We start from the raw sequence: 26,414 nt of genomic DNA, 5'->3' as shown, positions 1-26,414 counted from the left end.
GCTGTCTAATAATAAACAGAATACAGGCGCCTCAGGTATGTAACATGAAACAGTTTTTATTTCTTTTTAGGCTTTTCCTTCGTCAGTTCCTTGACCAGGCATACACAGCATAAAAGCATGATAATAGCCAGCGGGAATGCTGCCACGATGGAACAGGTCTGGAGGGCTCCAAGTCCTCCTGTCATCAGCAGTACCAGTGCCAGCAATGCCTGGATCACACCCCAGAAAATCTTTTTGCTGTTGCCCGGATTCATATCTCCCTCAGAAGAAAACATGGCTAAAACAAAGATTCCTGAGTTTGCTGAAGTAATGAAGAATGTTCCCAAAAGGCAAATCGCTATAATGGAGAAAATACTGCCCAGAGGGTACTGCTGGAATACCACAAACAAAGCGGTTTCAGTTGCTTCAATTGCCTTCGAAATAATACCTGTATCCAGATTCAGTCCAAGGCTTCCGAAAACGGAAAACCATATAAAGGATACCAGGGAAGGTGCCAGGATTACCCCGAAAACAAATTCCCGAATGGTTCTTCCTTTGGAGATTCTGGCAATAAACGTTCCTACAAACGGACCCCATGCAATCCACCAGGCCCAGTAGAAAATGGTCCATGAGCCCAGCCAGGACTTATCCCCAAAGGGATTTATGGCAAAGCTGTCCTTTACAAAATCATTCACATAACTGCCAATGGAGCTTGTAAAAACATTTAAAGTAAGAAGCTTGGGACCAATGATAAATGAACCAAGTAAAATGGCGATAGCCAGCACAAGGTTAATATCAGAAAGCAGCTTGATTCCCTTGTCAATTCCGCTTACAGCCGTCCACGTATAGATAACCATTAAAACAATAATAATGACGATCTGAACCAACCGTGTGGTGGGAATCTGAAAGAGGAAATTCAGACCGGAATTAATCTGCAGGGTTCCCTGCCCCAAAGAAGTTGCAATTCCTGCTACTGTTGCAAATACTGCGCAAATATCAATTAATTTTCCAACAGGCCCTTTGATTCCCTTTTCACCAAGAATAGGAAGAAAGATACTGCTGATCAGACCGGGAGCATTCTTTCGGAACTGGAAGTATCCCAGTGCCATTCCGATAATAGCATATGCCGCCCAGGGATGAAACCCCCAATGCATAAAAGATTTTTTCATTGCAAAGTTTGCTGCCTCTTCCGTTGCCCCAAACGTCACAAAGTGGTTAAGCGGTTCTGCAACTCCCCAGAAAACCAACCCAATTCCCATTCCTGCGCCAAAGAGCATTGCAAACCATGACCGGTTACTGAACTCCGGAACAGAATCATCCGGCCCCAGTTTGATGTTTCCATATTTGCTGAACGCAATCGCCAAAGAAAAAGCAACAAAGATAAACATGGAAATCAGATAAAACCAGCCAAAGTAATCAACAAGGAAGTTATTTGCCGCTGTTGTAGCCTTTGCAAATGGCTGAGGTGCTACTAACCCAAATACAACTATTGCCATAGTAAAAAGAAACGATATGTAAAAAACCTGGTTTTTTTTCATTTATTCCTCTCCTCTTAAAAGATAGTGATTTGCTGTTTTTTTAACAATCCGGTTCTTATGGAGCAGGGGATCCTTTATCCGGATTCCCTGCCGCATAAAAACTTTCATTTCAGAATAACATATCAATCTTTGCCCGGCATCAACATGATAGCACAGCACAGGGGAAGGATTTGTCTGTACGTCTTCTGCCTGCCGTAGATTTACTATTATACGAAATTAAATCTTAACTTTAAAGAGTTGAGGTTCTTTTATATCAGTTATCAAAGCATCCAGAGCCACTCCTACTCTGTGATAACGAAGTTTAAACTGCTCTTCCTTCGGTGTGGACGGGTCCCCAAGGGGATATGGAATAGATATGGTTGGAACCAGTCTGTTCACTCCAACGGTTTTTGCCACTGGAATTAAGTTTGCCATCTGAACGATGGTGATTCCTTCTCTTTCAATTTCTCTTGTCATTGTTGCACCGCAACGTGTACAGGTCCCTCATGTGGAGGTCAGAATTGCAGCTCTGATCCCGTCCTTCTTTAATTCTCTTGCAATTTCTTTTCCCATTCTTGCAGCTTCGGCCTGAGTTGTACCTGTGCCTACAGTTGAGTAAAAGTATTTATATACTCCGCCGATCTTGCCCTCTCTCTGATACCGTCTCATGGCATCGAGAGGAACGATAACGTCAGAGTCACTATTGGCTGCCGCCGGGTCGAATCCGGCATGAATGGTCATATATTCACCCTTTACCAGGTCATCGGTCTGGGAGATATCATATTTGCCCCATTTGGTAGCTGATGCGGACTGAATGCGGTCCGGGTTGCCCACGGGAACGATTCCGCCGGAGGTGATGAGAGCGACTTCCATGTGGCTCAGTTCTTCCGGAGTGAGAGCCGGAGCAATATCCACTCTGTCTGATTTCGGAATGGGAAGCTCTGTCTCGTATGGCTCTCCGCTTATTTTCTTAAGAAGCATATCAATGACACGGTCTGTTGCGTTTACAGGCGGGTCAAGCCAGATCTGGTCTCTGATTCCTCTTCCATAGTAACCTTCCTCTACAGCAGGAAGCAGTTTCTCTCCCTTTAACAGCTTAAGAGCAAACTTTGCCATGGCTGCTACGTCTTTTTTCATGGAAGCGGCACTGGCTCCGCCCTTGAATACGTACATTTCCTTCCGGAACATTTCCACTCCAGGGTTTTCATCGTTCATGGAGGTGAGAACCGGCACGCCGAATTTCTTTTGCACTGCCTTGCAGATGTGTCCGCAGGCTGCTCCGTAACGTCCTGCACGGAAAGCAGGTCCTGCAAAAAATACATCAATCTCTTTTCCATCCATCAGGGAAAGAATGGATTCTATTGCTTCCTCTGTGTTGGAACCCATAAAGTTATCACCGCAGATAATGGTGTGGGTGATCTGAACATCATCGCCCAATGCCTGCTGCAAAGCCATAGCAGGACCTACAAGACCTTCTCTGATTTCCGGTTTGAAATCAGCCAGTTCTTCTCCGCCGATCTGGCCGAAAAACTGATTTAAGTATAAAATACCTTTCATATCGTCCCTCCTTCTAGAATTCTACCATCCTCTTGGTTGACCAGCCTACTACCTGATCTCCGCAGAACATGGCGTTGTTTTCCATAATAATTGAACCGTCTTCTTTTACAGACCCCCCAAGGATTTCATCATTGGACCAGCCGCCTGACATTCCGTCTCTTGCAAGTGCCTCCAGCTCTCCCAATACGGTATCCATTTTGGGAAGCCGGATCAGTGTGGATACGTTTCCGCAGGAAACAATGGCATCCTCTTTTTCATCCAGGGAAACCAGAGGCTGGCTTGCACCGTCTCTTCCCGTACACTCATTGGTGAGTCCTACGGTCTTAACGCCTGCATTTTCCAGAGCAACCAGGCATGCAGTAAAGTCTGCATCAGGATTGCCGTAACCCTCTTCCGCAACAATGGCGGAATCAGCGCCCAGGTTCTTTGCCATCTGTGCCACAAACAAAGCAGCTCTTTCCTTCTGTTCCAGAGCTACGTTTAAGTTGGACATGATAATCCCCAGGAAGTTAAGGGTCTTTCCATGCTCTTTATAAAGCCTTCTGATCATAGGGAAGTTCTGGAAATCATAGGTGGACCATTTGGAAGAACAGGGCATAAAGGATCCGCTGATCATGGCTCCGTCCAGCACCTCATTGGGGTGCATGAAGGTGGGAAGCATCCTGTTTGTATCCCAGCCATAATTCAAATCATTATAGCCGCCTTCTTCCATCTGGGACTGGGGCTGAAGCACCAGAACAACACTTGGAAGGTCATTGACTTCTTTGCTTCTTTTGGTAACCGGATCCAGTTCAAAGGTTTCCACCTCATCAGGTGTCAAATCCTTTGTGATCGTGCCTAAGTATTCAGCAAGACGCATGCCTGCCCATCTTAAAGCCCTGTTTTTCTTCTGCTGTTCCTTCTGCTCGAATACTTCATCCGTATCTGCAACCAGAACCAGATTTTTCAATTGGGAATAATAGGTGTATTTTGCACCTTCCCCGCCCATATCGATCAGTCCATCCTGGAAACCGCCGTAGTGCCTGCCAACTACCAGAACGCTCATATCCTTTAATGCATGGGTGGTTCCATTTCCGGCCTGCATCAGATCGCCGGTCACTCCCGGAAATACCGGGCCTCCGCCTACCCGGTAACGGGGCTCAATGGCTTCCTTTACAGGAACAAGCCTGACTGAATCCCCAGGTGATACAATATAAAGTTCTGCTTCTGTGATATGTTCATCTTCTTTCACCACAGCCAGAGCTTCTTCCTTATTGACAGTCAGAAGTCCGTCTTTTAAAGAAGTCTCGTCGCCAAAGCAAATATCTTTTACATAAAAATTGCCTAATTCCAGCTTCATTCCATATCTCCTTTCAAAATTAATTCTCAATGGCCAGGCCGTCTTAACCCCGCCCTGCCATATTTAAAAATTCCGCTGCTTCCGAAAGATCCTGATCGCTCATGGTTCTCACATCAAGCAACACTTTGTCTTTCCATATTCTTGCAATAATGGGAACCCTGTTTTTTCTCATCATGGATTCCAGTCCATCGGCTGATACATGTTCCATGGTGACACCCACCCCATAAGAGGAAAGGTCTACGCCCGGCATGGTTCCACCGCCGATCTGCCCCACCGTTTCCACCACCTCATACTGTACTCCAGGCTGCTCTGTCAGCATGCGGTAAAAACGGTCTGCTTTTTCTTTTAAGTTTTCCAGAGGCTCTGTGATCATCTTCAGAGTGGGAATCCGCTCTGCCGCTGTCTCCGGTGACAGATACTGTCTCAAGGTATATTCCAGGGCAGTTAAGGTCAGCTTATCAATTCTCAAGGCACGGAGCAGATGATTTTTCTTCATCTGTTTTATGTACTCGGCACTGCCTACGATAATGCCGGCCTGAGGCCCTCCAAGGAGCTTGTCGCCGCTGAAGCATACCAGATCCGCCCCCTGTTCCAGACAGCTTCTGACTGTAGGCTCATCGCCGATTCCATAAGCCTTTAAGTCCACCATCAGTCCGGATCCCAGGTCATAGATCAGGGGTAAGCCGTGCTTTTCTCCCACTGCCTTCATCTGATCCAGAGAAACCTCTTCCGTAAAACCGATGATCTTATAATTGCTGGTGTGAACCTTTAACAATGCTCCCGTATGTTCGGTGATATGTTCTTCATAATCCCTTTTATGGGTCTTATTGGTGGTTCCCACCTCTACCAGCGTACATCCGCTGGCCTTCATGATCTCAGGCACCCGGAAGGCTCCGCCGATTTCCACCAGCTCTCCTCTTGAAACAATGACCTCTTTTCCCTGGGCCAGAGTGCTTAGCACCAGGTACACGGCTGCCGCATTATTATTGACCACCAGGGCCGCCTCAGAACCGGTCAGAAAGGTGAGAAGCTGCTCCACATGTTCATATCTGGAGCCTCTTTCCCCTGTTTCCAGCTGATACTCCAGATTGGAATAAGAACTGCTGATTTCCTCCATAGTTTCTGATACCATCTGAGGGAGCCTGGCTCTGCCCAGATTGGTATGCAGCACGATTCCGGTGGCATTAATTACTTTTCTTAAATGCGGCTGATTCTGTTTTTCAACCTCAGCCTTGATCCGTTTAATCAAATCATCCTGGGAGAACTGATACGGTCCGCCAGATAAAATTCTTTGTCTTTCTGATTCAATTTCCTTTTGGCAGGCCAGCTTTATCAAAACTGCCGGAACATCGTCCATTCCTTCCAAAGCAATGCTTCGCATCATCTCATCTACCTTGGGAAGCTGCCTCATCAAACTGTTCTTATCTGTCATATGTCCAATCCTCACAAAATGTTTTCAGCCTCTAACCGATAAATTTCTTCTGGGTAAGAATTTCCCTGGCCTTTTCCAGATTATGTTCTCCGATCAGCACTACCGGCCCGGTACAGCCCATTCCGCTTTCTGCGTAAATGCCGGCTACCCATAAGCAGGAAACCGCTGCCTCTAAGTCCATGATCTCGATTCCAAGAATCTCCTCTGTCACCACCTCTTTAGGCGGTGCCTTTACTTCCTCTGCTGCTTCAGAGCCCTTGCTCTGTCTGCATTCACTTAAAATCTGTTCCAGTCCCGCCTTCTTTGCCTCTGCAAACTCATGGGCCATGACCTTCTGATAACCGCCCTCCAGCAGCTCCCTTGCAAATTCTATGGCTCCCGTAATCAGAGGTGCACCCGATGCTCTTGAAACAATAAGCACCAGCTTTTCAAACCCTTCTCCAATTCCCGGCCCATATCCAAAACCAAGAGATTCGTAACTTCCTCCGGAGGTATAAGCGGAAAATACTTTTGTCAGCACATTTCCGGTCAAAGAGTCCATGACCATCACATCAGCCGATGCAGTCAGTAAATCATTGCCTCTCATGACAATGCCGCCGTCCGCTCTCTGGGAAGAAGCAAACCGGATGTCATAGCCGTTCTTCTTCAGCTTTTGCAGCGCAATCTCCGCCTGTCTGGCTCCATCCACGTTAAGGATGCCCACTGTAGGGTCTTCCACTCCGCTGGCCTTTGCAGCAATGATTCCATATATTGCATTCTTCACCATGCTCTCCACCCGGTTTACCGATGAGGTTCCTGTAGTAGATGCAATATACATCTGCTTACCGGTTGCAGGCGTGATCACACGGCCAACCGTAGATACTCCGATAGGAAAAGGATAATGCATGGTCACTGCCCCATAAGCTTCTTTCTCACAGAGCATTTCATCCATCTTTTTATGTCCCTCTTCCTCTGAGGCGACGGGAATAACCTCCAGATTCTCCGCTTCCGGCCTGCTGCTTCCTATTACCTTTACAGAGATTCCTTTTTTTGCCGCTGCAAGAGCTGCCTGATAAACAGTCTCCTCCCCATGCTCGCTTCCCAGGGCTGTAATTGCTATTGGCATCTTTTTGCCGGATCTGCCTGTTTCAAGCATGTGTGCCATATCCAAAAAGGTCTCTGCGATGATACGTTTCGTCTTATCCTCTGACATATGATCACCCCTCGTCATCCTGAAGATGCTTTGCAAAATCCTTTAAAGATGCGGCAATCAGCTTTCTGATCCTTTCCTCAGATACAGTTTCTTCCTGTCCTGCACCGCTATTCTGCTGGAGAACAAAGGATACTCCATCAAATAAGTTGGTCATTCTTCCAAGGAATAAGCTGCCCTTTCCTATGAACATGGCTCTGCTGATCTTTTTCTCCATCAGTTCCTGTCTGGCAAATCCAAGATAAGGAACTCCCGAAGGAATATGTCCCTGAGTCGGTGCCCAGCCCACCATACCGTGCTTTGATACAAAATCCGCCAATTGGGATTTCTCTATCTCTTTTCGCATGGCAGCAAGAGCGCCTATCATCTTATAATTTGCTTCAGGCACATTTCCGGCCCCGGCCGGTTTTGTAATATCCGGATTCTGCATTTCCACCGAATACTTATCAATATCTGTCAGCTTTAACCCGGCTCTTTCCAGGGCTGCGGCTGTCAGGGAAGAAATAACATTCTGAGGAGAGGAACCGGTTCCCACCGTATGCCTTCCCACAATGTCTGTGTTAATCTCAGGGCTGACACCATCGTTGGCGCTGACCAGCACGGCAAAGCCGGCCACACAGTCTTCCAATATGGGTATGCCCTTGTTCACATGGTCTTTTCCGTTCATGCCAAGCTTTGCAGTAGAACCTCCTGCAGCAACAATCACATGCTTGAAGGTGCCTGCCTTTACCAAAGCTGCCGCATGGATCAGGGCATGGGCCGGTCCGGCACAGAATCCCCTTATATCAGAGCCTGTGGCATTGGTAAGCCCTGCGATTTCAGCCGCTGCTTTTGCGAAGTTTCCTCCGCCTCTCTGGTTCATATCACCGCACGCCTCTTCCGAACACTCCACCACATATTCAATTTCTTCCTTATTGATGCCATTCTTATGGATCAAATGCAATAAGGATAAAACGCAGGAAGCTTTTGAAACAAGATTTTCAAAGATGACGTGAGCGGAAAGGGATGGATCGATATCATGGGCTGCTTTGATGCATCCGACAACATTTCCCTCATAATACAAAGGCTCCGCATGTTCTTCTGAAACCAAGCGGTTTACCTCTGATGATTCAAGGCCTTTTTCAAAGACCTTTAAAAACGTTGGATCAATAAGACTGTGAACTTCCAGCTTTTTCTTTACCGAATCAGCAAAGGGAACCTCCAGCTTCACAAGGTCAAATACATCACAGATTGCAATCAGGCCTATAAATTCATCCTCAGGCATGATTTCTCCAAATCTGCCCTCTCTCTGATTGTAATCGGATTTCTGCTGATACCATGGCTGTTCATAACCGGCCAGCTCATCGGGTGTCACGTTTCCTATGTAAGTCTGATTGGGCAGATATGCCTTACAATCTTCATAGGAACGCAGACTCTTATCCAGATTCTTTAAATACTCGGAATTCGGATCAATGGCCCGCTGAGTCGTCTGTGTCGTACCATTATGAATTACCATATCCGGTGTATGAGCAAGTGTGTAGCTTGCTCCTTTTAAGACACTGTACATATTTTGCCTCCTGACACATTCATTTGACTCTCAAATCCAAGGTCGAAAATCAGCATATAATAAATCAATTCCTGCAAAATGTAGTGCCAATGTACCATTTTTATTCAAACGGAAAAACTGGTTTGCCATTTTACAGGAATTGATTTTTAAAGGGTTGAATTTTAATACTTACAATGCTCATCCCTTATTGCTGACATTTCTTTTCGGATATCATCAACATCCAACACCATTTCCATCATACTGATCTGCTCGTCGTAGACATCACTGTCCACCTCATCCTTTATTTCCGGCTCACAAGCATGGAATACTTTTAGTCCCAACTGGACTCCTGCCAATGGTCCTGCATAAGTGGGATCTCCTGCAGTAACAGTTTCAGCAGCAAGGCCTGCGGCCTCACCCTCTGCGGCTCCTAAAATAACAATAATGTTTTCAGGTCCGTACTGTTCTGCCAGAGCTTTTACCCTCTTCTGATTCTCCAGGTCCATAGCACCCGCAGCCGTTCAGACAAAGCATTCTGTTGAGGAGAATACTACATCTGCGCCGGCTGTCTTGATACACTCTTCGATTGCCGGGCCTGGGATGCCGTCTCTGTCACCGATGATGATTGCTTTTTTGTCTTTAAGCATCTAAACTTCCTCCTTTATTCATATATTTATAACGTGTATCAGGAAGCAAAGGAATCTGCTTCTATTTTCACGCTATATTCGCGGTAATCTGATCAAGCATACCGTTTGATCATTTCTTCAATCTTTTCCGGAGTTGCCTCGTCTTTTACAAGCTCCTCCACCTTTTCCCCGTTTTTGTAAATCGCCATAACAGGAAGACCGAGAATTTTCTGGGAAATGGCAAGCCTTCTGGCTTTTGTGGTATTTAACTTTGTGAATTTGATTTTGCTGCTGTACTCTTCCGCAAATTTTTCAACATAGGGAAGCAAAGCCTTACAGGGCTCGCACCCGTCTCCAAAAAAATCTACAAATACGACTCCCTCTGATTCCAGCACTTCCGGTCCAAACGTATCTTTGTCCACAATTAACATTCCGATTCCCTCCATTATTCTTCTATATATTTTTCAGCCATAACAGCTGCAATGGCTCCGTCTGCACATGCAGTGACAACCTGCCTTAATTCCTTGACCCTGATATCTCCGGCTGCAAAAACTCCCGGAACATTTGTTTCCATATTTTCATTTGTCTTAATGTAACCGTACTCCATATCCAAAATGCCCTCAAAGCATTTTGACTGAGGCAGATATCCGATAAATCCAAAGATTCCGAAGGTTCCGTCATCCTCATCAGCTTCGATTTCCCTTACCTCTCCGGTCTTTACGTTTTCTACAGACATGCTCTGAACCAGCCCGTCTCCGCTTATTTCCTTCACAACAGAATCCCACATAAAATCAATCTTCGGATTTTTAAAGGCCTTTTCCTGAATGGACTTTGCTGCTCTCAGCTCATCCCTTCTGTGGATAATGGTCACCTTCCGGCCAAATTTCGTTAGGTAAAGGGCTTCTTCCACTGCCGTGTCACCACCGCCCACTACGTAAATATCAAAATCCTCAAAGAAATTTCCGTCACAGGTAGCACAGTAAGACACACCTTTTCCGATCAGCTCCCGCTCTCCTGGACAGCCAATAGGCTTTGGAAAAGCTCCTGTGGCAATAATAACTGATTTTGCGTGGTATTCTTCTTTCTTTCCCTTTAATACCTTTATATCTCCGGAAAAATCCACGGACTCAATGCAGTCAGCCGCCCGTTCAATGCCGAATTTCTCCACTTGCTGGGTCATTCGCTGCACCAGGCTGCTGCCTGATTCCTCAGGAAGGCATCCCGGATAGTTTTCAATATCAGAAGTGATGACAATCTGTCCCCCATCTTTTTCCTTTTCAATCAGAAGCGCATTTAACCTGGCTCTTCCTGCATAAAGACCGGCGGATAAACCGGCAGGTCCTCCTCCCACGATTACAACATCATAAACTTTCACAGTGTACCTCCATTATATTTTTTAATATTTAATACTCTGTCTTCTCCCTGGCGTGAGGTGAATTTCTCCTGGTCAAATTTCTCCAGAAGCATTAAAGCAAACTTCCGGCTGGTGTCGATAGCATCCCTGAAATCAGGAAGCTTTAACACGCCCTTTTCCCCAAAAAGCCTTTCTGCTGTTTCCCTGGCTTTTAAGTACTGGTCTCCGGTGAGAACATATTGTCCCGGAAGCATAAGCAAATCGTCCTGCAGCAGAAATTCAAGAACCTGTTCTTTTTCCTTTTCATTCTCTGTAAGCTCTTTGGACGTCAGAAGGGTATACCCGCCTGACCTAATGGTCGTCATCAGCTCAGCCTTTATCTTCTTTTGTCTCTCTGAGAGTATGGGTTCAAAATCCCGGCAGGAAACCAGGCTTTGCTCCAGCTTTACCATGTCATTGGCTGCCAGATATTTCAGCAGTATTTCTGATTGCTTCTTATTTGGCAGATCCAGCTTTTCCAGAAGTTCTGCCTTTGGCATTCCTCTGCGCAGCATGTTCTTTTTGTGGTAATCCCTTAAAATCTCTTCTGCCGTATACCTGTAATGCATCAGGTATTCCGCATGTATGTACTGCTTTTCTATGGATAAAATAACCCCATTTTCCTCCAGCTCTTTCAGTCCGCCTTCTTCCACATCCTTATTTAAAAAGGCCGCTACCTGTTGAAATGTGGAAAATGGATTGTTTTTAATAAATTCTTCCATGATTTCCTCATCAGATGCAGAATCCTTCATCTGAAGGGAACGAATCCGCTCATCAGAATTAGTTTTATATCTTGCGGGCTTTGGATCTATGATCACCCCGCCTCCGATGGTCGTAACCGGGGAAATGGTTCTCAGTACAAAACGGTCCCCTTTTAAAACAGAGATCTCATGATCCAGAAGAATCTGAGCATAGCCTTCATCTCCTGCCTTTGCCTTCTTATGGCTGATGGGTACAAACCGGGCCACTTCCTCCGATGCTCCCACATACAGCTTCAGCTTATAAAACCTGCCTATTTCAAACTTCGTTTCCTGAACAATGGAAAACTTAACATCAATCATGTTTGTTACATATACGCTTTCCTTTGCTGCAACGGTGTTTCCTCTTCTTAAGTCATCCACTGCCACATTGGATAAGTTGATTGCAGTTCTCTGGCCTGCATATGCAGAATCCACATCCCGGTCATGAACCTGGAGATTACGGACCTTTACCGGAATTCCCCGGGGATAAACCATCAGTTCATCCTCTGTTTTCACCATGCCTTCCATCAATGTTCCGGTCACTACAGTTCCGTATCCTTTTACGGAAAAAACTCTGTCTATATTCATCCGGGGCTTTTTTGTAAAGCTGCGCTTCCTGATATCAGAAGTCAGATTTTCCAGTTCCCCTGTCAGCTCCTCAAATCCCTTTTTGCTGAGAGAATCCACCTCGACGATCTTTGTCCCCTCTAAAAAGCTTCCTTTTATAGAGGAACGGATGTCATCAATCACCAGCTCTTTGAAATCCTCGTCTACCATATCGATTTTGGTGAGCACGATCAGATATTTCTGTATTCCCAGATAGCTTAAAATGTCCATGTGCTCTCTGGTCTGAGGCATAATGCCTTCATTGGCCGCAATAATAATAAGAGCGGCATCAATTCCTGTGGCTCCTGCCAGCATATTTTTGATAAACCGCTCATGCCCCGGCACATCTACAATGCCCAGGATACGTCCGCTGGGAAGCTGAAAGCTGGTAAAGCCAAGATTAATTGAGATTCCTCTTTTCTTTTCTTCAGCCAGCGTGTCCGTATCATGACCGGTAAGAGCTTTTACCAATGCTGTCTTTCCATGATCAATATGTCCTGCTGTACCTACGATTATGCTTTCCATTTTCCTCACCCAGATTCAATATTATGATATTTTTTTAACAATGGGGATACAATTTATGTAAATGTGAATTGTTTTTGGCGGAAGCATATGGGAATCGAACCCACCCACGACGATTAGCCGCAACACGGTTTTGAAGACCGGTAGGCACACCAGTTACCTGTCTGCTTCCATTATGTATGAGACAAAAAACTACATATTGTAGATTGTAGACAATCTACTTTATATATTATACCACTTTTTTCCACTGTTACAATAAAGCCTTTTTTATATTTTGATCATGCTTTATTCCCTTTTTTTATAAAACCAAACTGTTTTTTAGGTAATGTGCATAAAACATAAGATTTCCAAATTATTTTTTAGAGTATTATCCCACATTAAAAAAACACAAGCATTCTATCACTTGTGTTTTTGCATATTGGATAATTCGACTTTTTTATCTGATCCTTCTTTGACTGTTCCTATCTTATATCCCTGTACCCCTGCATTCTCAAGCCTTCTTAATAAGATATCTGCCTCTTCCTCCGGCAAAGCGATGCATAAACCGCCTGAGGTCTGAGCATCAGAAGCAATATCAATCATTGCCTGACTCACATCCGGCATGATCCGGACAAAGGGTCTGATATAGTCAAAATTCCGGTAAGCTCCGGCAGGCACCAGTCCGGAAAGGGCCATTTCCTCAGCCAGAGGAAAAAGGGGGAGCTGATCCGCAAAGACAGATATGGTAACGTCACTGCCGGAAGCCATTTCATAGAGATGCCCCAAAAGTCCAAAGCCTGTGATATCCGTACATGCGTGAACAGACAGGCCCTTCATGGCTTTTGCCGCCTCCTTATTTAAGGAAGCCATTGCATCAAACATGTCCCTGCAATCCCCAGGCTCTATAAACTCCGCCTTTAAAGCAGTTAATACAATTCCGGAACCCAAAGGCTTTGTCAGAACCAGCACATCTCCGGGCAAGGCTCCTACATTTTTCAGCACCTGGTCCGGGTGTATAAACCCTGTAACGCTTAAACCGTATTTAGGTACCTCATCCTCAATGGTATGTCCTCCGGATATGATACACCCTGCCTCTATGGCCTGTTCGGAACCTCCCCTCAGGATTTCCCTTACCACCTCATTACCCAGGCAGGGGTTGACACAAAGCAGGTTTAAAGCCAGCTTCGGTTCACCTCCCATGGCATAAACATCGGAAAAAGCATTGGCTGCTGCAATTTTACCAAATAAATAAGGATCATCCACCATTGGCGGAAAAAAATCTGCTGTCTGTATAATGGCCATATCCTGGCTGATCTGATATACACAGGCATCATCTGCCGTATCAAAACCCACAAGCAAAGCTGGGTCCCATTGCTTCGGCAGACCATCAATAATACTGGAAAGGGCCCCCGGCCCTAATTTTGACGCTCAGCCTCCGCCTGAAACAAATTTCGTAAGCAGTCCTTTCTGCTCCATTTAAAACACCGCCCCTCTGAATATCCATACAACATCGGATATCCCATTGTCAATTTGTAAATTTTCCAATATAATATATAATTTCGGAGCAAAATGCAAGTCAATTTTTAAGCTGAGCTCTCCTTGCTTTCCTTTCAAAGCCATAATCTTCTATTATCAGTCCCTGTTTTTATGTTCATTCTGCATTGACAAACTCCCCTTCAAAACTTATACTTTCCTTAATTTCCTTAAGAGAATAAATCGGAGGTTTGGAATGAAAATAGATCTTTCCTTATTTTTCTTTGTAGAAGCAATCGGAACCATTGCCTTTGCCTCTTCCGGGGCCATGGTTGCCATAAAAAAACAGCTTGATCTTCTGGGGGTTGTGGTCTTAGGTGTCACAACTGCCGTTGGCGGCGGAATGCTGAGGGACATCATCATCGGAAATGTGCCTCCCGCACTTTTCAGAGACCCTGTCTATGTAATACTGGCCTTCACAACCGTCCTGCTTTTATTTTCCTTTGTAAGGGTAAACCGGAAGTTCATAAACAGAAGCTCCATAGAAACCTATGAAAAGGTCATGAACATCTTTGACGCCATAGGCCTTGGAGCCTTTACCGTGGTAGGAATTGATACAGCAGTTCTTTCCGGCTACGGGGACTATGATTTTCTCGTCATCTTTTTAGGGGTCATCACAGGAGTGGGCGGCGGAATCTTAAGGGACATTATGGCCGGACAGACTCCCTATGTGCTGAGAAAGCACATCTATGCCTGCGCCTCCATTGCCGGAGCCCTTCTCTATGCAGGGCTGATGGACATAATAAATGGGAATTTAGCCATGCTGACAGGGGCCTGCACAGTAATTCTCATCCGCCTTTTAGCCACCCATTTCTGCTGGAACCTGCCTACCGCAACCGGACATTAAGCCATAAAAGGAGAAGTCTTATGAAACGAATTCTGCAATACACCCTTGGAATCATTTTTTCAATCTGTCTTATGACTGTGCTTTTATTTACTTCCATTGAAGCCGCCGTTTACTGGGTTCCCGGATTTTTTGAAAAGGAATACGCCAAATACAATGTAACTCAGGATGTTTCCATGACAATGGATGACTTATTGGAAGTCACCGATGAGATGATGGCATACCTTAGAGGTGACAGGGAAGATCTTCATGTGGAAACTACCATGGGCGGGGTGAGACGGGAATTTTTTAATGAACGGGAAATCGCTCATATGGAGGATGTGAAGGAGCTGTTCTTAGGCGGAATTGCCATACGGAGAGGCTGCCTCATAGCCATGGCTCTATGCCTGGCCGGGCTCTTTCTTTTAAAAGCCCCTGTCAGAAAAGTCCTTCCCCGGGCCGTATTGACCGGAACAGGCCTGTTCTTTGCCGCTTCCGCTGCTGTGGCAGGGATTATTTCCACTGACTTTACCAGATACTTTATTCTGTTTCACCACATGTTTTTCAACAATGATTTATGGATTTTAGACCCGGCAACGGACATGCTGATTAACATTGTACCGGAAGGCTTTTTCCGGGATACGGTATTTCTCATTGGGGCGATCTACTTTTTCTGTGTTCTTCTCATCCTGGTTCTCTGTCTGTTTTTTATACGTAAATACAGGAAAAATCGCAAATAATCTTTACTTGTAAGAGTAAATAACCTATACTGTAAGTTGGACAATTATCGGAAACCGAATCTATTTTATGGAGAGATTATTCAATATGACTCAATTTACAAAAAGGATTTTTTTATATTTCCTGTGCTTCATCTTCTCTGTATCCTCCTTTACGTCTGTCTGGGCAGCTCCTGAGTGGCCCTCCGGCGCCTCCGCCCAGGCCGAAGGAGCCATACTGATGGATGCGGATACAGGAACTGTGCTCTGGGGCCAGAACATTCACCAGCAGTATTTTCCGGCCAGTATTACAAAGATTCTGACAGCGCTGATTGTAATTGAAAACTGTGATCTGGATGAAATCGTGACTTTTTCCCACAATGCTGTATATAATGTGGAAGCCAACAGCAGCAGCGCCGGAATCGATGTGGGGGACAAGCTGACCGTGAAGGACTGTCTCTATGCCCTTCTGCTTAAGTCTGCCAACGAATCGGCCAATGCCCTGGCAGAGCATGTTGCAGGAACCACAGAAGATTTTGCAGATATGATGAACGCCCGGGCAAAGGAGCTTGGCTGTACCAACTCCCATTTCGCCAATCCAAGCGGTCTGAATAACCCGGAGCATTATACCTCTGCCTACGATATGGCTCTTATTTCCAGAGCCGCCTTCAGCAACCCTATTTTTGAAGAAATTGACTCTACAACCTATTATAAGCTTCCCCCTAATTCCAACAATCCAGAAGGATTTTCCATCTCTCCCGGCCATAGAATGATGAAAAAAAATGATTCTTTTTATTACCCGGGTGTCATTGGAGGAAAGACAGGATACACTACCCTGGCAGGCAATACCTTGGTGACCTGTGCAGAAAAAAACGACTTAAAACTGATCACTGTCATTTTAAAAGGCTCCACTCCCCAATACTGGGCAGATACCAAAGGGCTTTTGAACTTTGGCTTTGAAAATTTTGTTTCTTTAAGAGCTGCGGAATATGAAAAAACCTACAACGCCGTTACCTCTGACTTAAATTTCAGCAGTTTGTCCATGAACAAGCCCGAAGCCCTGATTCTAGACCCTGAAAGTCGGATCATCCTGCCTAAAACAGCAGTCTTTTCCGATGCCGTGCCGGAGCTGAGTTATGATATCTCATCAGGAGACCCGGAGGGCGCCATTGCAAAGATCAACTACCGATATAATGACCGGGTGGTGGGCTGTACCTTCTTAGAGGTGAATCAGGCTCTGCTTCAGACGAGCGTGGAAGAACCGGCACCCCAAACCCCTTTGTCCTTTGAGGAACCGGCAAGCCCTTCCGCATCAGACGACTACCGGGAAAGAGCTTTGCGCCCCTTTGAAATCCCGCTGGCTGCCTGGCTGGTTTTAGGAAGTGTGGCCCTGGTCGCAGCATTGGGCGGTATCATATCCTTTCTGATCTACCGCAGGCACAGGGAGGAGCAGGAACTTTTAATCCGCAGGGAGCAGCGCATGAGGCGGCTCCAGGATTCCGGTATTTCTGCCGATGATTTCAATTCCATTATGGAACGAAGGCGCAGATCCTCTTCTACCAAACGCAGAGGCCGCAAAGGCGGTAAAATCAAGTTCTGAAAAACAAAGGGAATTTTATGAAAAGCTACTGGAAAACCTCAAGAAAAGAATTGCTGCGTAATATCCTGATTACGCTTATCTGCCTGCTGTTTGCAACCGTCATGTCTTATATGATGCTGCTGTTAGGAGGCTTTACCAACAATGTAGGAATTGTCTACGTAATGGCGGTGGTTCTCATCTCCCGCTATTCCAACGGCTATATACCGGGAGTTATTGCCTCCTTTATCAGCGTGCTCTGTGTAAACTTTGCATTTACCTACCCTTTCATGGCCTTTAACTTCACCCTGGAAGGGTATCCCATTACCTTTATTGCCATGCTGGCAATTTCCATCATCACAAGCACCGCCACCACCCATTTAAAGGAAAAAAGCCACATTTTAAGTGAGCAGGAAAAGCTTCTGATGGAGGCAGAAAAAGAGACCATGAGAGCCAACCTATTAAGGGCTGTTTCCCATGATCTGCGCACTCCTTTAACCGGCATCATCGGCGCCAGCAGCACTTACCTGGAGAACTCCCGGGGATTATCAGATGAAGAAAAGACAAACCTGGTGGCAAACATACAGGAAGATGCAAACTGGCTTTTAAATATGGTGGAAAATCTGCTCAGCGTCACCAGAATCCGCAATACAGGGGCCCAGGTGTCCAAATGCTCGGAGCCCCTGGAGGAAGTGGTAGCAGAGGCTCTCCAGCGCTTCCACAAGCGGCTTCCTCAGTCCGCCGTCCAGGTAAGCGTACCGGAGGAATTCATCATGGTTCCCATGGATGCCACCTTGATCGAGCAGGTCATTATCAATCTTCTGGAAAATGCCGCCTATCACTCCAATTCCTCCAAACCCATCAATCTGTCTGTTGACGTGCATGATGGATACGCCTGGTTTCATGTGCGTGATTACGGCGTAGGAATTGTTCCGGAGCGGCTGGATACCCTGTTTGACGGCTACAGTATGTCGCAAAACAGCAGCGGGGATTCCCGGAAAGGCATGGGCATCGGCCTGTCCATCTGTAAGACCATTGTTACGGCTCACGACGGAAGTATTTCAGCTGCCAATGAAGATGAGGGGGCAGTTTTTACGTTTACATTACCACTGGAGGAAAAGAGTTATGAGTAAAATTACAGCCGTAATCGTAGAAGATGAAAAGAACATATGCAATTTTATTGAAAGTGCATTGGAAAGACATGATTATAAGGTGATGACAGCCTGTACCGGACGGGATGGCCTGGCCCTCATCAATTCTATCTGCCCGGATGTGATCCTTCTGGATTTAGGCCTTCCTGACCTGGATGGTATTGATATTATAAAAGGAGTGAGAAGCTGGACCTCCACTCCCATCATCGTCATTTCAGCCAGAACCCAGGAGCAGGAAAAGGTGGCTGCCCTCGATTACGGTGCTGACGATTATATTACAAAACCCTTTGGAACCAGTGAGCTTTTAGCGAGAATCCGTACCGCCCTGCGCCACGGAAAGCCTATCACCAGCACTGCCGGGGGTTCTCTGGTGCAGATCCCCTACAAAAGCGAAGGCTTATGCATTGATTTTAGCAAGCGACTGGTCACATTAAACGATGAAAAGATCCACCTGACCCAGATTGAATACAAGCTGGTATGCCTTCTGGCAGAAAGCTCGGGAAAGGTTCTCACCTATGACCACATCATCAACCACATATGGGGGCCTTATGCCGACAACAACAACCAGACCCTCAGGGTCAACATGGCCCACATACGCAGAAAAATAGAAGCCAATCCCGCAGAACCAAAATATATTTTTACAGAAATCGGGGTAGGCTACCGGATGAGGGAAAGTGAAGTCTAAGAAAGGGGGAGTTCCCCCTTCTTTTTTTTATTCCGGATCCTGGTTTTTTCCACCCGTTTTTTTCTGGCCTCTTCCTTTTTCTCGTAAATTCCTTTGATATCTTCTTCTCCTATGAGCCTCATGGTCTTTACCACATAGACCTTTCCATCCTCACTCCGCCTCATGCGGATCTTTCCCTTCACATTTCCATGAACAGGACAGCAGCCCAGGGCTGTATAAAACTTCTGGTTTGCAGAAAACCATTTGATTTTCTTTCTCAGCATCCGTCCGCATTTACAGCAGATTATATCTGTTACGGTTTTATCCTCAATGGCCTCCTGCTTTGACTCAAAGGGCCTTGAGATGTATTTGGAATAATCGGGAAAGATCAAATACACCTCATCCTCTTTCTTCTCAGGCAGGCGGTAATAATCGGTAGACCAGTATGGCTTCACCTTCTCAAAATCCATTTCCTGCATAATGCGCCCTGTATAGTGGGCATCATCAAGGGCCCGGTGAAATGGTCTTGATTCCATCAGATTTCGCTCTGTCACGGCAATGTCAAGGGACTGGCGTTCCTTTCCGTCACTATAAAGAAGGCTGTAAAGCTTCTGGATATCATAGTACAAAAAAGGCTTGGGAAATGGAATCTGGATTCCATAAAAGGCCATATTCCTCTGCAGCTCCGTCAAATCCATGGAACCCCAGGTACAGAACAGGCCATCCTGCCCGCACCATAAGAGAAACTCCCTGATGGCATCCTTAAAATCCACACCCTCATCCACGAGAGTTCTCTCATCCATATGGGTCACTTCCAGTATCTTTTCATGAAGCCGGGTATAAACCCTGGGCCTGATGAGCCGTCTGAACTCCCCAATTTCCTCCATGGCCTCATTGAGCTTAACAGCTCCGATCTCTATGATCTCAAAGGGGAAATGCTCGATTGTCTCTTCTGTTCCTCCGGCGCTCTGGTTCCATTCCAGGTCCAGTACAATATAATTTTTCATCAATTTAAATCCTTCATTCTATCAGACTTTCCAGCTTCTTTCTCACACTCTCCCTGCGCCTTTCAGTTTCTTCCCGGTCCACCTTCCAGCCTTCCGGTTCCCACTTAAGGACATCCCCCTCTCTGGCTCCCATGGGAAGCTCTGCGGCCCTCAGCTTTATCATACCTCTGTCTTCAGTCTCACAGACAGCAATTTCCGGTCCAATCCGGTCAATGATATAGTTCATAAACAATTCCCCCTCCTTATTTTTTATCAGCTTAAGGATTGCATATCTGGCACGGCTCATATCCCATCTTTATCACATCTTCCCTGGTTCCTGTATAAGTCTTTCGGTTTTCCTTTTTCATGGAAGTAGCTGACTTGCAGTCCGGGAAATGGAACTTCTTCGTGTTGGTATTGAATACATAATCCTGGCTTTCCGCCTCACTTGGGGCTGAATCTCCTGTCTCCTGCCCGGGAAAGGTGACGCTTTTTCCGTCACTGGCCGCTACAATGGTTCCCAGTTCATCCGTCCGGAAGCTTTTGATATTCCGCTCCTTCAGCATGGCCCGGATTTCCTTATGAGGATGGCCGTAATCATTATTCTTCCCGCAGGAAATGACTCCGTAATCCGGGTCCACCAGATCCATAAACTTGCTGGAGGAGGAAGTGCTGCTTCCATGGTGGGAAATCTTCAGCACATCTGCCTTTAAAGTCAGGCCGCTGCTTACAATATCCCCTTCCGCTTCTTTTTCGGCATCCCCACAAAAGACGAATCCTGTTTCCCCGTAAGTCAGCCGGATTCCAACAGACCAGTTATTTAAATTATCCCCATAATCCCGAACCGGAGCTATGATCTGGAAAGAAGAATCTCCCAGCTCATAAGTATCTCCCACCTTGGGAAGGGTAATTTTTAAGTTTTGGGCGGCAATCTCATCCAAAAGTTTTTCATAAGTTCTGATCGTATGCTCCTTTTCAGGCATGATCACCCGTCCAATGTCAAAAGCCCTTAAAACCTCTGCCATCCCTCCGATGTGGTCGGAATGAGGATGGGTGCCGATCACATAATCCAGCTTTTTAACCCCTTGCTTTTTCAAGTAGGAAACCACCACTTCTCCCTGATCCCGCTCCCCGGCATCTATAAGCATAAAATGCCCGTCCTGCTCAATCAGAGTGCTGTCTCCCTGTCCCACATCAATGAAATGAACCTTTAAATTTCCCCCGGCTTCCCCTCCCCTTGATGGAGTAGAAACCTGGATTTCAACACCGCAGCCTGCCAGCAACAGGGCCAGAAAAACAACCGCCCCTGCCAGCAGGCGCTTATAAAATTTTCCCGCCATTTTTACCGCTCTTTTCTGCTTTTATCATCTTAAGGAAGCCTGGCTCCGTCAGGCCCTACTGCTGCCCCATCAGGAGTCTGTGTATTTGCAAGCATGTGTCCTCCCGTGGTATCGCAGTAATACTGCTTTCCGTTCCAGTCAATCCAGCCTGTAGCCATATAACCTGATTCGTTGAAATAATACCACTGGCCGTTAATATTCTGCCAGTTGCTCACCGTATAGCTTCCGTCTCCATTCTTATACCACCAGCCTATATGATCCTGCTTCCAGCCCATGTCGGAAGCTGTGCTGCGGTTTTTAGCTGCTTGCGCCTCATCAACGGATTTGGGAGCAGATTCCGTCCAGTCTCCCTTGTTCTCTGCCTTTACCTTATTAATAGGGCGCACCCGGACAGTGTAGGTTCCAGGTCTTGTCAGGGAAGTGCCAAAATCCATGGTTGTCAGTCCCGTGGTCTTAACCGTTCCCACGGTTTTTCCATCCCGGTACAACTTCACCTCATAAGTCCCGGCCCCTATGGCCTCGCTCCAGCCGGCCTCTGTAGAAGAAATCCACTCCACTTTCTCCACGTTCTGAATGGATTCGCCGGCTCTTGGAAGATCTATGGTCAGAATCAAATTGGAATCTTCCGTTTTCCGGCCCACAAGGGTTCCGCCCTGGATTTTGATGCCGGAGCTGGCTACAGAAAAAGCATAGTCATTTTCCGGGTACAGGGTCACTTCTATTCTGGGTATATCCTGTTCAGACCACTGAAACCCCTTGTTGGTAAATTCATACCCGCCCACTGTAATATTGTTGTTTTTTACTATAATTTCCACTTGCTGCTCAAAAACAGAGCCTCCCGGTATTACTTCTGCCTCCACGGTTAAATTTACCGTTGTGATCCTCTTTTTCGCTGCTGCCATGGCAGTGGTTGTGCAGGCGCCTGCAGCAAGTACCACAGCAATCATCAGTGACAATACCTTTTTACCGCTCATGATTGATTCCTCCCCTCTGAATTTTCATAAATTTATTATAACCCATTTCCAGCCATTTGTGAATGTTTATTACTTTTCAAGGTGAGAAAATATATTGCGTATTCTTATGATCAGAGAATTTTTTCCGATATATTATATATTGCTTATGGCCGCTGATCTCACAAGATTCCAGACGCCATAAATCACCCGAAAGGAAAACATAATGATGAAACAGAAGGAACGCTCTCCATTTGTTAAGAACTTATCCATTAGCAAAAAGCTGATTCTCAGCTTTGGACTCATGCTGCTGATCCTCCTTGTAGTCTCCAGCTTGTCAGCCCTCAACGCAAAGAATATCGGATTTCAAGTGGAGCGCTATTACCGCTATACCGTTCCAAACACCGGCAGTACCTGGACCATGAAATCCAGCCTCATTTCCACCCAGAGATACTTACTCCAGGCAATCCTTGACAGCGACGCCCAGGATATCCAGGACAATTTAACACAAGCACAGACAGAATCCGAAAATATTATAAGTGCACTGGATGCCTTTGCAGGAAACCAGTCCTCAAATGCCAGGGATAATGATATTGCCCAGTTGCGGGACCTGCTGTCCCAGGCAAAGAACAGCCGGGAAGAAATCGGAAGCCTGCTGGCAAATGCCTCAAAAGACAGTGTAAAAAAAGCCTACGACTTATATAACACGCAGTACAGGCCAATCGCGGAACAGGCAGAAAGCATTCTTACCAGCTTTTCCGGCATACAGAACAACTTTGCAGCAGCCCAGAAACAGGAGGCCCAGGCCCTTATGGCCAGATCATGGTTGATACTGCTTCTGTCCGCACTGATTTCCGCACTGCTGACCTTCCTCATTGCCAGAATCATCTGCAAGTCCATTCTGGCACCTGTAAGTGAAATCGACCAGGTTTACAGGGAAATGGCAAAAGGAAACTTAAGTATCCCGGTCACCTATGAAAGTAAGGATGAAATGGGTATCTTAGCGGAGAACATCAGAAAGACCAATGCCTCCATCAACACCTACATTCAAGATATGATCCAGAAACTCAATCTCATAGCAGACGGAGATTTAAGCTTTTCCATGGATTTGGATTATATCGGAGACTTTGCAACCATTAAGACGGCTCTTACAAAGACTACCGCTTCCTTAAGCCATACTCTCTCCATGATCGAAAATGCTGCCGAGCAGGTAAACACGGGAACAGAACAGGTTTCCTCCGGTGCACAGGCGCTGGCTGCCGGGTCCACGGAACAGGCATCTTCTGTAGAAGAATTGTCCGCTTCCATTACCACTATTTCCGTACAGGCTGCGGAAAATTCAGAAAATGCCAAAAAGGCCGCTCAGTATGTGGAAGAGACCAGCCTGAATGTGAAAAACGGCGGCGACCACATGCATCAGCTTACCAGTGCCATGGACAACATCGGCTCTGCCTCCAACCAGATTACCAACATCACCAAGGTCATCGAAGACATCGCCTTCCAGACCAATATCCTCTCTCTCAATGCGGCTATCGAAGCAGCCAGAGCCGGTACTGCAGGAAAAGGCTTTTCCGTAGTAGCCGATGAGGTACGAAACCTGGCGGCCAAGTCAGCAGAAGCGGCCAAGAAAACCGCAGACTTAATCCAGCATTCTGTAAATGCAGTCCATGACGGCACACAAATCACCCGGAAAACCGCTGAGATTCTGGAGGAAATCAGCCAGACCACAGATTTAATCCACGATATCGTCGATAAAATCAACTTCTCCACTTCAGATCAGGCCTCCTCTATCGAGCAGATCCGTTTAGGACTGGAGCAGGTATCAGCCGTTGTTCAGACCAACGCTGCCACTGCCGAGGAAAACTCGGCTGCCAGCGAAGAGATGAGCGCCCAGGCCAACATGCTGCGTGATGAGGTCGGAAAGTTCCGGCTGAATGCAGGCTCAGAGAAGAAACATTTCCAAAGCATTCCGGAAATTTCTTCCTACCCAGAAGAAGCGGAAGACGTTTTCTTTTCCACGAAATACTGATCCAGGAAACCGGAGGCTTCCTGAAAGCGAGGGTGCCCTCCAACAGCAATTTCCTGGCTGTTGAAGGGCATCCTTTTTCTATATATTGGGGGGAACTATTAAAACAACACACGAATTGGAGGGGTTTATCATGAAATCAATGAAAACAAAACTGATACTGGTTTTTACCGCAATTATACTGGTTCTTGCTGGCACACTGGGCTATATATCCGTCAGCTTAATGACCCGGAAACTGATGGATGGCGCTCACGATGACCTGATTCAGATTGCAAAGGAAGAGGCAAAGTACATTCACGCAAGAACTCTGGTAGAAAAGCGATACGTGGATTCTCTGGCACAGCTTCCTATGCTTTCAGACGACAAGGTTTCTCTGGATGAAAAGATCCGTTTTTACGAAAATGAAGCCAAGCGGACCGGATATCTGGCCTTCGCTTTTGCGGATAAAAATGGGGACAGCACTGTTTTTAATTCACAAAGAGAGACCACCAATATCGCCAGCCGGGCCTATTTTCAGGAGGCCCTGAACGGGGAGCCTGCGGTTTCAGACGTTTTAATCAGCAGCGTTACGGGAACTCCCGTAGTCTTATATGCAGCTCCGGTCTATAAGAACGGTCAGATCATCGGTGTGCTTTACGGCAGAAAAGACGGCCAGACCATGAGTGACATCGTAAGTGAGGTCAGCTATAAAAAAACCGGCTTTGCCTATGCCGTCAACACGGAAGGAACAGCCGTAGGCGACAAGAACCGGGACCTGGTTACCAGCCAGACCAACTATTTAAAGTCAGCAGAAACAGACCCGGGCATGAAGGAAATGGCTAAGTTCATGGAAGACAAAATGCTTACCCAAACTGTGGGAAGCGGAGAATACCGGTATGAGGGAAAGGATTACATCACAGCCTTTTCTCCTGTGAAAGACACCTCCTGGATTATGGCGGTCAGTGTGGAAGCGGAAGAAATATCAGAAGAAGTCCAGGGCATGAGAAACCTTCTCATTGGAGCCTGTATCATTGCTGTTTTGTCGGGCACAGTTATTATTTACATTGTGAGCCACAGGATGACAAAGCCCATCAAAGCCGTAACCTCAGCCGCAAAGGAAATTGCAGACGGCAGCTTCGATGTTCAGCTTTCTGTCGCTTCCAAAGATGAGGTAGGGCAACTTTCCCAGGCCTTTAACCTCACCATTGACAGGCTGGTGGATTACCAGGGATACATCGACGAAATATCGGATGCCTTAAACCTCGTTTCCAACGGCAATCTTCTGGTGGATTTAAAAAAGAATTACATAGGCCAGTTTAAAAAGCTCAAGGACAATATGACCGCCCTGGTGCAAAGCTTAAATTCCACCCTGCAACAGATCAGCCAGGCAGCCGACCAGGTATCTGACGGCTCCGACCAGGTTGCAAACAGCGCCCAGGCTCTTTCCCAGGGTGCCACCCAACAGGCCAGCTCTGTGGAAGAACTGTCGGCCTCCATTGCAGAAATAGCAGGCCAGATCAAACAGAATGCGGACAATGCGGAGCTGGTCAGCCAAAAAGCTGCATCAGCAGGACAGGAACTGAAAAACAGCGATGAACAGATGAGGGAAATGATCAGAGCCATGGAACGGATCACCCAGAAGTCCTCTGAAATCTCTAAAATCATCAAGGCAATCGATGACATCGCCTTCCAGACCAACATCCTGGCCTTAAACGCAGCCGTGGAAGCCGCAAGAGCAGGAGAATCCGGAAAAGGCTTTGCCGTTGTGGCAGACGAAGTCCGCAATCTGGCAGGCAAATCCGCAGAAGCAGCGAAAAATACAACCGTACTGATTGAAGAAACCCTGGCGGCTGTGGGAAAAGGCTCTGATATTGCAGGAAAGACAGCCAAAGCCCTGTCTGAAAGCGCAGGTACCACAAGCGAAGTGGTATTCTTAATTGATAAAATTGCAAAGGCCACCGGCGATCAGGCTATTGCCATTGAACAGGTTAACCAGGGCGTGGATCAGATTTCCGCCGTGGTTCAGAACAACGCTGCCACCGCCGAAGAAAGCGCCGCTGCCAGCGAAGAGCTTTCCGGCCAATCAAACCTGTTAAAGGAGCTGATCTCCAACTTCAAACTGAAAGAAGAAACCATGTCAGGTTCTGGCCCTGTTTTAAGTTCCCCAGAGCCTTATGAGATGCCTTTGAAATCCCCTGTCAGAGAGGAATGGGGAGATAAATATTAAGTCTCAAAGATAATATAAGTCAGGGATGAACCGCTTTAC

Annotated in this window: 21 protein-coding genes, 1 tRNA gene and 1 pseudogene; 7 read left to right on the top strand and 16 right to left on the bottom strand. The window is 46.4% G+C overall.

Annotated features, from left to right (window positions below):
- Positions 1 to 56: 56 nt before the first annotated feature.
- From V7M78_RS04350 to selD, 12 genes and pseudogenes are all read right to left on the bottom strand, one after another.
- Positions 57 to 1,517: a glycine betaine uptake BCCT transporter gene (locus V7M78_RS04350; protein WP_333646796.1), complete on the bottom strand. Its 1,461-nt coding sequence runs from the start codon at positions 1,515 to 1,517 to the stop codon at positions 57 to 59.
- A 216-nt stretch (positions 1,518 to 1,733) separates the two neighbouring features.
- The gene (gene grdH / locus V7M78_RS04345) at positions 1,734 to 3,053 is read right to left on the bottom strand and encodes a betaine reductase selenoprotein B (protein ID WP_333646795.1); all 1,320 of its coding nucleotides are present in this window, start codon (positions 3,051 to 3,053) and stop codon (positions 1,734 to 1,736) included.
- A gap of 13 nt (positions 3,054 to 3,066) precedes the next feature.
- Positions 3,067 to 4,392, bottom strand: coding sequence for a glycine/sarcosine/betaine reductase component B subunit (locus V7M78_RS04340; protein ID WP_333646794.1), 1,326 nt, complete (start codon positions 4,390 to 4,392; stop codon positions 3,067 to 3,069).
- Positions 4,393 to 4,435: 43 nt separating this feature from the next.
- Positions 4,436 to 5,824 carry an L-seryl-tRNA(Sec) selenium transferase gene (gene selA, locus V7M78_RS04335; RefSeq protein WP_333646793.1) on the bottom strand — a complete coding sequence of 463 codons (1,389 nt, stop codon included), beginning with the start codon at positions 5,822 to 5,824 and terminating at the stop codon, positions 4,436 to 4,438.
- A gap of 31 nt (positions 5,825 to 5,855) precedes the next feature.
- Positions 5,856 to 7,016 (bottom strand): glycine/sarcosine/betaine reductase complex component C subunit alpha, encoded by a 1,161-nt coding sequence (gene grdD, locus V7M78_RS04330; protein ID WP_333646792.1) that lies wholly within the window; start codon positions 7,014 to 7,016, stop codon positions 5,856 to 5,858.
- Between the two features lie 4 nt (positions 7,017 to 7,020).
- A complete protein-coding gene (gene grdC, locus V7M78_RS04325; protein ID WP_333646791.1) occupies positions 7,021 to 8,559 on the bottom strand; it encodes a glycine/sarcosine/betaine reductase complex component C subunit beta in 1,539 nt (512 codons plus the stop codon).
- Positions 8,560 to 8,720: 161 nt separating this feature from the next.
- Positions 8,721 to 9,185, bottom strand: coding sequence for a glycine/sarcosine/betaine reductase complex selenoprotein A (gene grdA, locus V7M78_RS04320; RefSeq protein WP_333646790.1), 465 nt, complete (start codon positions 9,183 to 9,185; stop codon positions 8,721 to 8,723).
- Between the two features lie 92 nt (positions 9,186 to 9,277).
- The gene (gene trxA / locus V7M78_RS04315) at positions 9,278 to 9,595 is read right to left on the bottom strand and encodes a thioredoxin TrxA (protein ID WP_333646789.1); all 318 of its coding nucleotides are present in this window, start codon (positions 9,593 to 9,595) and stop codon (positions 9,278 to 9,280) included.
- Between the two features lie 14 nt (positions 9,596 to 9,609).
- Positions 9,610 to 10,539 carry a thioredoxin-disulfide reductase gene (gene trxB, locus V7M78_RS04310; RefSeq protein ID WP_333646788.1) on the bottom strand — a complete coding sequence of 310 codons (930 nt, stop codon included), beginning with the start codon at positions 10,537 to 10,539 and terminating at the stop codon, positions 9,610 to 9,612.
- A complete protein-coding gene (gene selB, locus V7M78_RS04305; RefSeq protein WP_333646787.1) occupies positions 10,536 to 12,428 on the bottom strand; it encodes a selenocysteine-specific translation elongation factor in 1,893 nt (630 codons plus the stop codon). The genes trxB and selB overlap by 4 nt, the downstream gene beginning before the upstream one ends.
- A 75-nt stretch (positions 12,429 to 12,503) precedes the next feature.
- Positions 12,504 to 12,597: transfer RNA gene (locus V7M78_RS04300), tRNA-Sec, on the bottom strand.
- A gap of 227 nt (positions 12,598 to 12,824) precedes the next feature.
- Positions 12,825 to 13,832 (bottom strand): annotated as a pseudogene (selD, locus tag V7M78_RS04295) (selenide, water dikinase SelD); the annotation flags it as partial.
- A 301-nt stretch (positions 13,833 to 14,133) separates the two neighbouring features.
- Between selD and V7M78_RS04290 the strand changes: the two are divergent.
- From V7M78_RS04290 to V7M78_RS04270, 5 genes are all read left to right on the top strand, one after another.
- Positions 14,134 to 14,784 carry a trimeric intracellular cation channel family protein gene (locus V7M78_RS04290; RefSeq protein ID WP_333646783.1) on the top strand — a complete coding sequence of 217 codons (651 nt, stop codon included), beginning with the start codon at positions 14,134 to 14,136 and terminating at the stop codon, positions 14,782 to 14,784.
- Between the two features lie 20 nt (positions 14,785 to 14,804).
- On the top strand, positions 14,805 to 15,500 hold the full coding sequence (locus V7M78_RS04285; RefSeq protein WP_333646781.1) for a TIGR01906 family membrane protein: 696 nt from the start codon (positions 14,805 to 14,807) through the stop codon (positions 15,498 to 15,500).
- Positions 15,501 to 15,585: 85 nt separating this feature from the next.
- Positions 15,586 to 17,076, top strand: a complete 1,491-nt coding sequence (locus tag V7M78_RS04280; RefSeq protein ID WP_333646779.1) for a D-alanyl-D-alanine carboxypeptidase family protein — start codon at positions 15,586 to 15,588, stop codon at positions 17,074 to 17,076.
- Between the two features lie 17 nt (positions 17,077 to 17,093).
- Positions 17,094 to 18,185: a sensor histidine kinase gene (locus V7M78_RS04275; protein ID WP_333646777.1), complete on the top strand. Its 1,092-nt coding sequence runs from the start codon at positions 17,094 to 17,096 to the stop codon at positions 18,183 to 18,185.
- The gene (locus tag V7M78_RS04270) at positions 18,178 to 18,888 is read left to right on the top strand and encodes a response regulator (RefSeq protein WP_333646775.1); all 711 of its coding nucleotides are present in this window, start codon (positions 18,178 to 18,180) and stop codon (positions 18,886 to 18,888) included. The genes V7M78_RS04275 and V7M78_RS04270 overlap by 8 nt, the downstream gene beginning before the upstream one ends.
- On the opposite strand, the gene V7M78_RS04265 is transcribed toward V7M78_RS04270, so the two are convergent.
- From V7M78_RS04265 to V7M78_RS04250, 4 genes are read right to left on the bottom strand one after another with little or no spacing between them, the layout of a single operon-like run.
- Positions 18,885 to 19,874, bottom strand: a complete 990-nt coding sequence (locus V7M78_RS04265; protein WP_333646773.1) for a 3'-5' exonuclease — start codon at positions 19,872 to 19,874, stop codon at positions 18,885 to 18,887. The two genes, V7M78_RS04270 and V7M78_RS04265, sit on opposite strands and share 4 nt — an antisense overlap.
- 13 nt (positions 19,875 to 19,887) lie before the next feature.
- Positions 19,888 to 20,100 carry a DUF3006 domain-containing protein gene (locus tag V7M78_RS04260; protein WP_333646771.1) on the bottom strand — a complete coding sequence of 71 codons (213 nt, stop codon included), beginning with the start codon at positions 20,098 to 20,100 and terminating at the stop codon, positions 19,888 to 19,890.
- Between the two features lie 31 nt (positions 20,101 to 20,131).
- The gene (locus V7M78_RS04255; protein ID WP_333646769.1) at positions 20,132 to 21,193 is read right to left on the bottom strand and encodes a ComEC/Rec2 family competence protein; all 1,062 of its coding nucleotides are present in this window, start codon (positions 21,191 to 21,193) and stop codon (positions 20,132 to 20,134) included.
- A 29-nt stretch (positions 21,194 to 21,222) separates the two neighbouring features.
- Complete coding sequence (locus tag V7M78_RS04250; protein ID WP_333646766.1) at positions 21,223 to 22,167, bottom strand: cell wall-binding protein; 945 nt, start codon at positions 22,165 to 22,167, stop codon at positions 21,223 to 21,225.
- 202 nt (positions 22,168 to 22,369) lie between these two features.
- Between V7M78_RS04250 and V7M78_RS04245 the strand changes: the two genes are divergently transcribed.
- Positions 22,370 to 24,172 (top strand): methyl-accepting chemotaxis protein, encoded by a 1,803-nt coding sequence (locus tag V7M78_RS04245; RefSeq protein ID WP_333646764.1) that lies wholly within the window; start codon positions 22,370 to 22,372, stop codon positions 24,170 to 24,172.
- 130 nt (positions 24,173 to 24,302) lie between these two features.
- On the top strand, positions 24,303 to 26,375 hold the full coding sequence (locus V7M78_RS04240) for a methyl-accepting chemotaxis protein (RefSeq protein ID WP_333646762.1): 2,073 nt from the start codon (positions 24,303 to 24,305) through the stop codon (positions 26,373 to 26,375).
- Positions 26,376 to 26,414 lie beyond the last annotated feature (39 nt).

Origin of the sequence: Lacrimispora sp. (assembly GCF_036758025.1) — a bacterium.
Taxonomy (GTDB): domain Bacteria; phylum Bacillota; class Clostridia; order Lachnospirales; family Lachnospiraceae; genus Lacrimispora.
Note: the sequence above shows the minus strand (reverse complement) of the source record. Positions and strands in the feature narration are given on the sequence as shown.

Coding starts and splice junctions, on each gene's coding strand:
- V7M78_RS04240 (WP_333646762.1), top strand. CDS start 24,303: ATGAAATCAATGAAAACAAAACTGATACTGGTTTTTACCGCAATTATA.
- V7M78_RS04250 (WP_333646766.1), bottom strand. CDS start 22,167: ATGAGCGGTAAAAAGGTATTGTCACTGATGATTGCTGTGGTACTTGCT.
- V7M78_RS04245 (WP_333646764.1), top strand. CDS start 22,370: ATGATGAAACAGAAGGAACGCTCTCCATTTGTTAAGAACTTATCCATT.
- selA (WP_333646793.1), bottom strand. CDS start 5,824: ATGACAGATAAGAACAGTTTGATGAGGCAGCTTCCCAAGGTAGATGAG.
- V7M78_RS04340 (WP_333646794.1), bottom strand. CDS start 4,392: ATGAAGCTGGAATTAGGCAATTTTTATGTAAAAGATATTTGCTTTGGC.
- grdD (WP_333646792.1), bottom strand. CDS start 7,016: ATGTCAGAGGATAAGACGAAACGTATCATCGCAGAGACCTTTTTGGAT.
- V7M78_RS04255 (WP_333646769.1), bottom strand. CDS start 21,193: ATGGCGGGAAAATTTTATAAGCGCCTGCTGGCAGGGGCGGTTGTTTTT.
- grdC (WP_333646791.1), bottom strand. CDS start 8,559: ATGTACAGTGTCTTAAAAGGAGCAAGCTACACACTTGCTCATACACCG.
- V7M78_RS04290 (WP_333646783.1), top strand. CDS start 14,134: ATGAAAATAGATCTTTCCTTATTTTTCTTTGTAGAAGCAATCGGAACC.
- V7M78_RS04350 (WP_333646796.1), bottom strand. CDS start 1,517: ATGAAAAAAAACCAGGTTTTTTACATATCGTTTCTTTTTACTATGGCA.
- trxA (WP_333646789.1), bottom strand. CDS start 9,595: ATGTTAATTGTGGACAAAGATACGTTTGGACCGGAAGTGCTGGAATCA.
- selB (WP_333646787.1), bottom strand. CDS start 12,428: ATGGAAAGCATAATCGTAGGTACAGCAGGACATATTGATCATGGAAAG.
- V7M78_RS04270 (WP_333646775.1), top strand. CDS start 18,178: ATGAGTAAAATTACAGCCGTAATCGTAGAAGATGAAAAGAACATATGC.
- V7M78_RS04285 (WP_333646781.1), top strand. CDS start 14,805: ATGAAACGAATTCTGCAATACACCCTTGGAATCATTTTTTCAATCTGT.
- V7M78_RS04280 (WP_333646779.1), top strand. CDS start 15,586: ATGACTCAATTTACAAAAAGGATTTTTTTATATTTCCTGTGCTTCATC.
- V7M78_RS04275 (WP_333646777.1), top strand. CDS start 17,094: ATGAAAAGCTACTGGAAAACCTCAAGAAAAGAATTGCTGCGTAATATC.
- V7M78_RS04260 (WP_333646771.1), bottom strand. CDS start 20,100: ATGAACTATATCATTGACCGGATTGGACCGGAAATTGCTGTCTGTGAG.
- V7M78_RS04265 (WP_333646773.1), bottom strand. CDS start 19,874: ATGAAAAATTATATTGTACTGGACCTGGAATGGAACCAGAGCGCCGGA.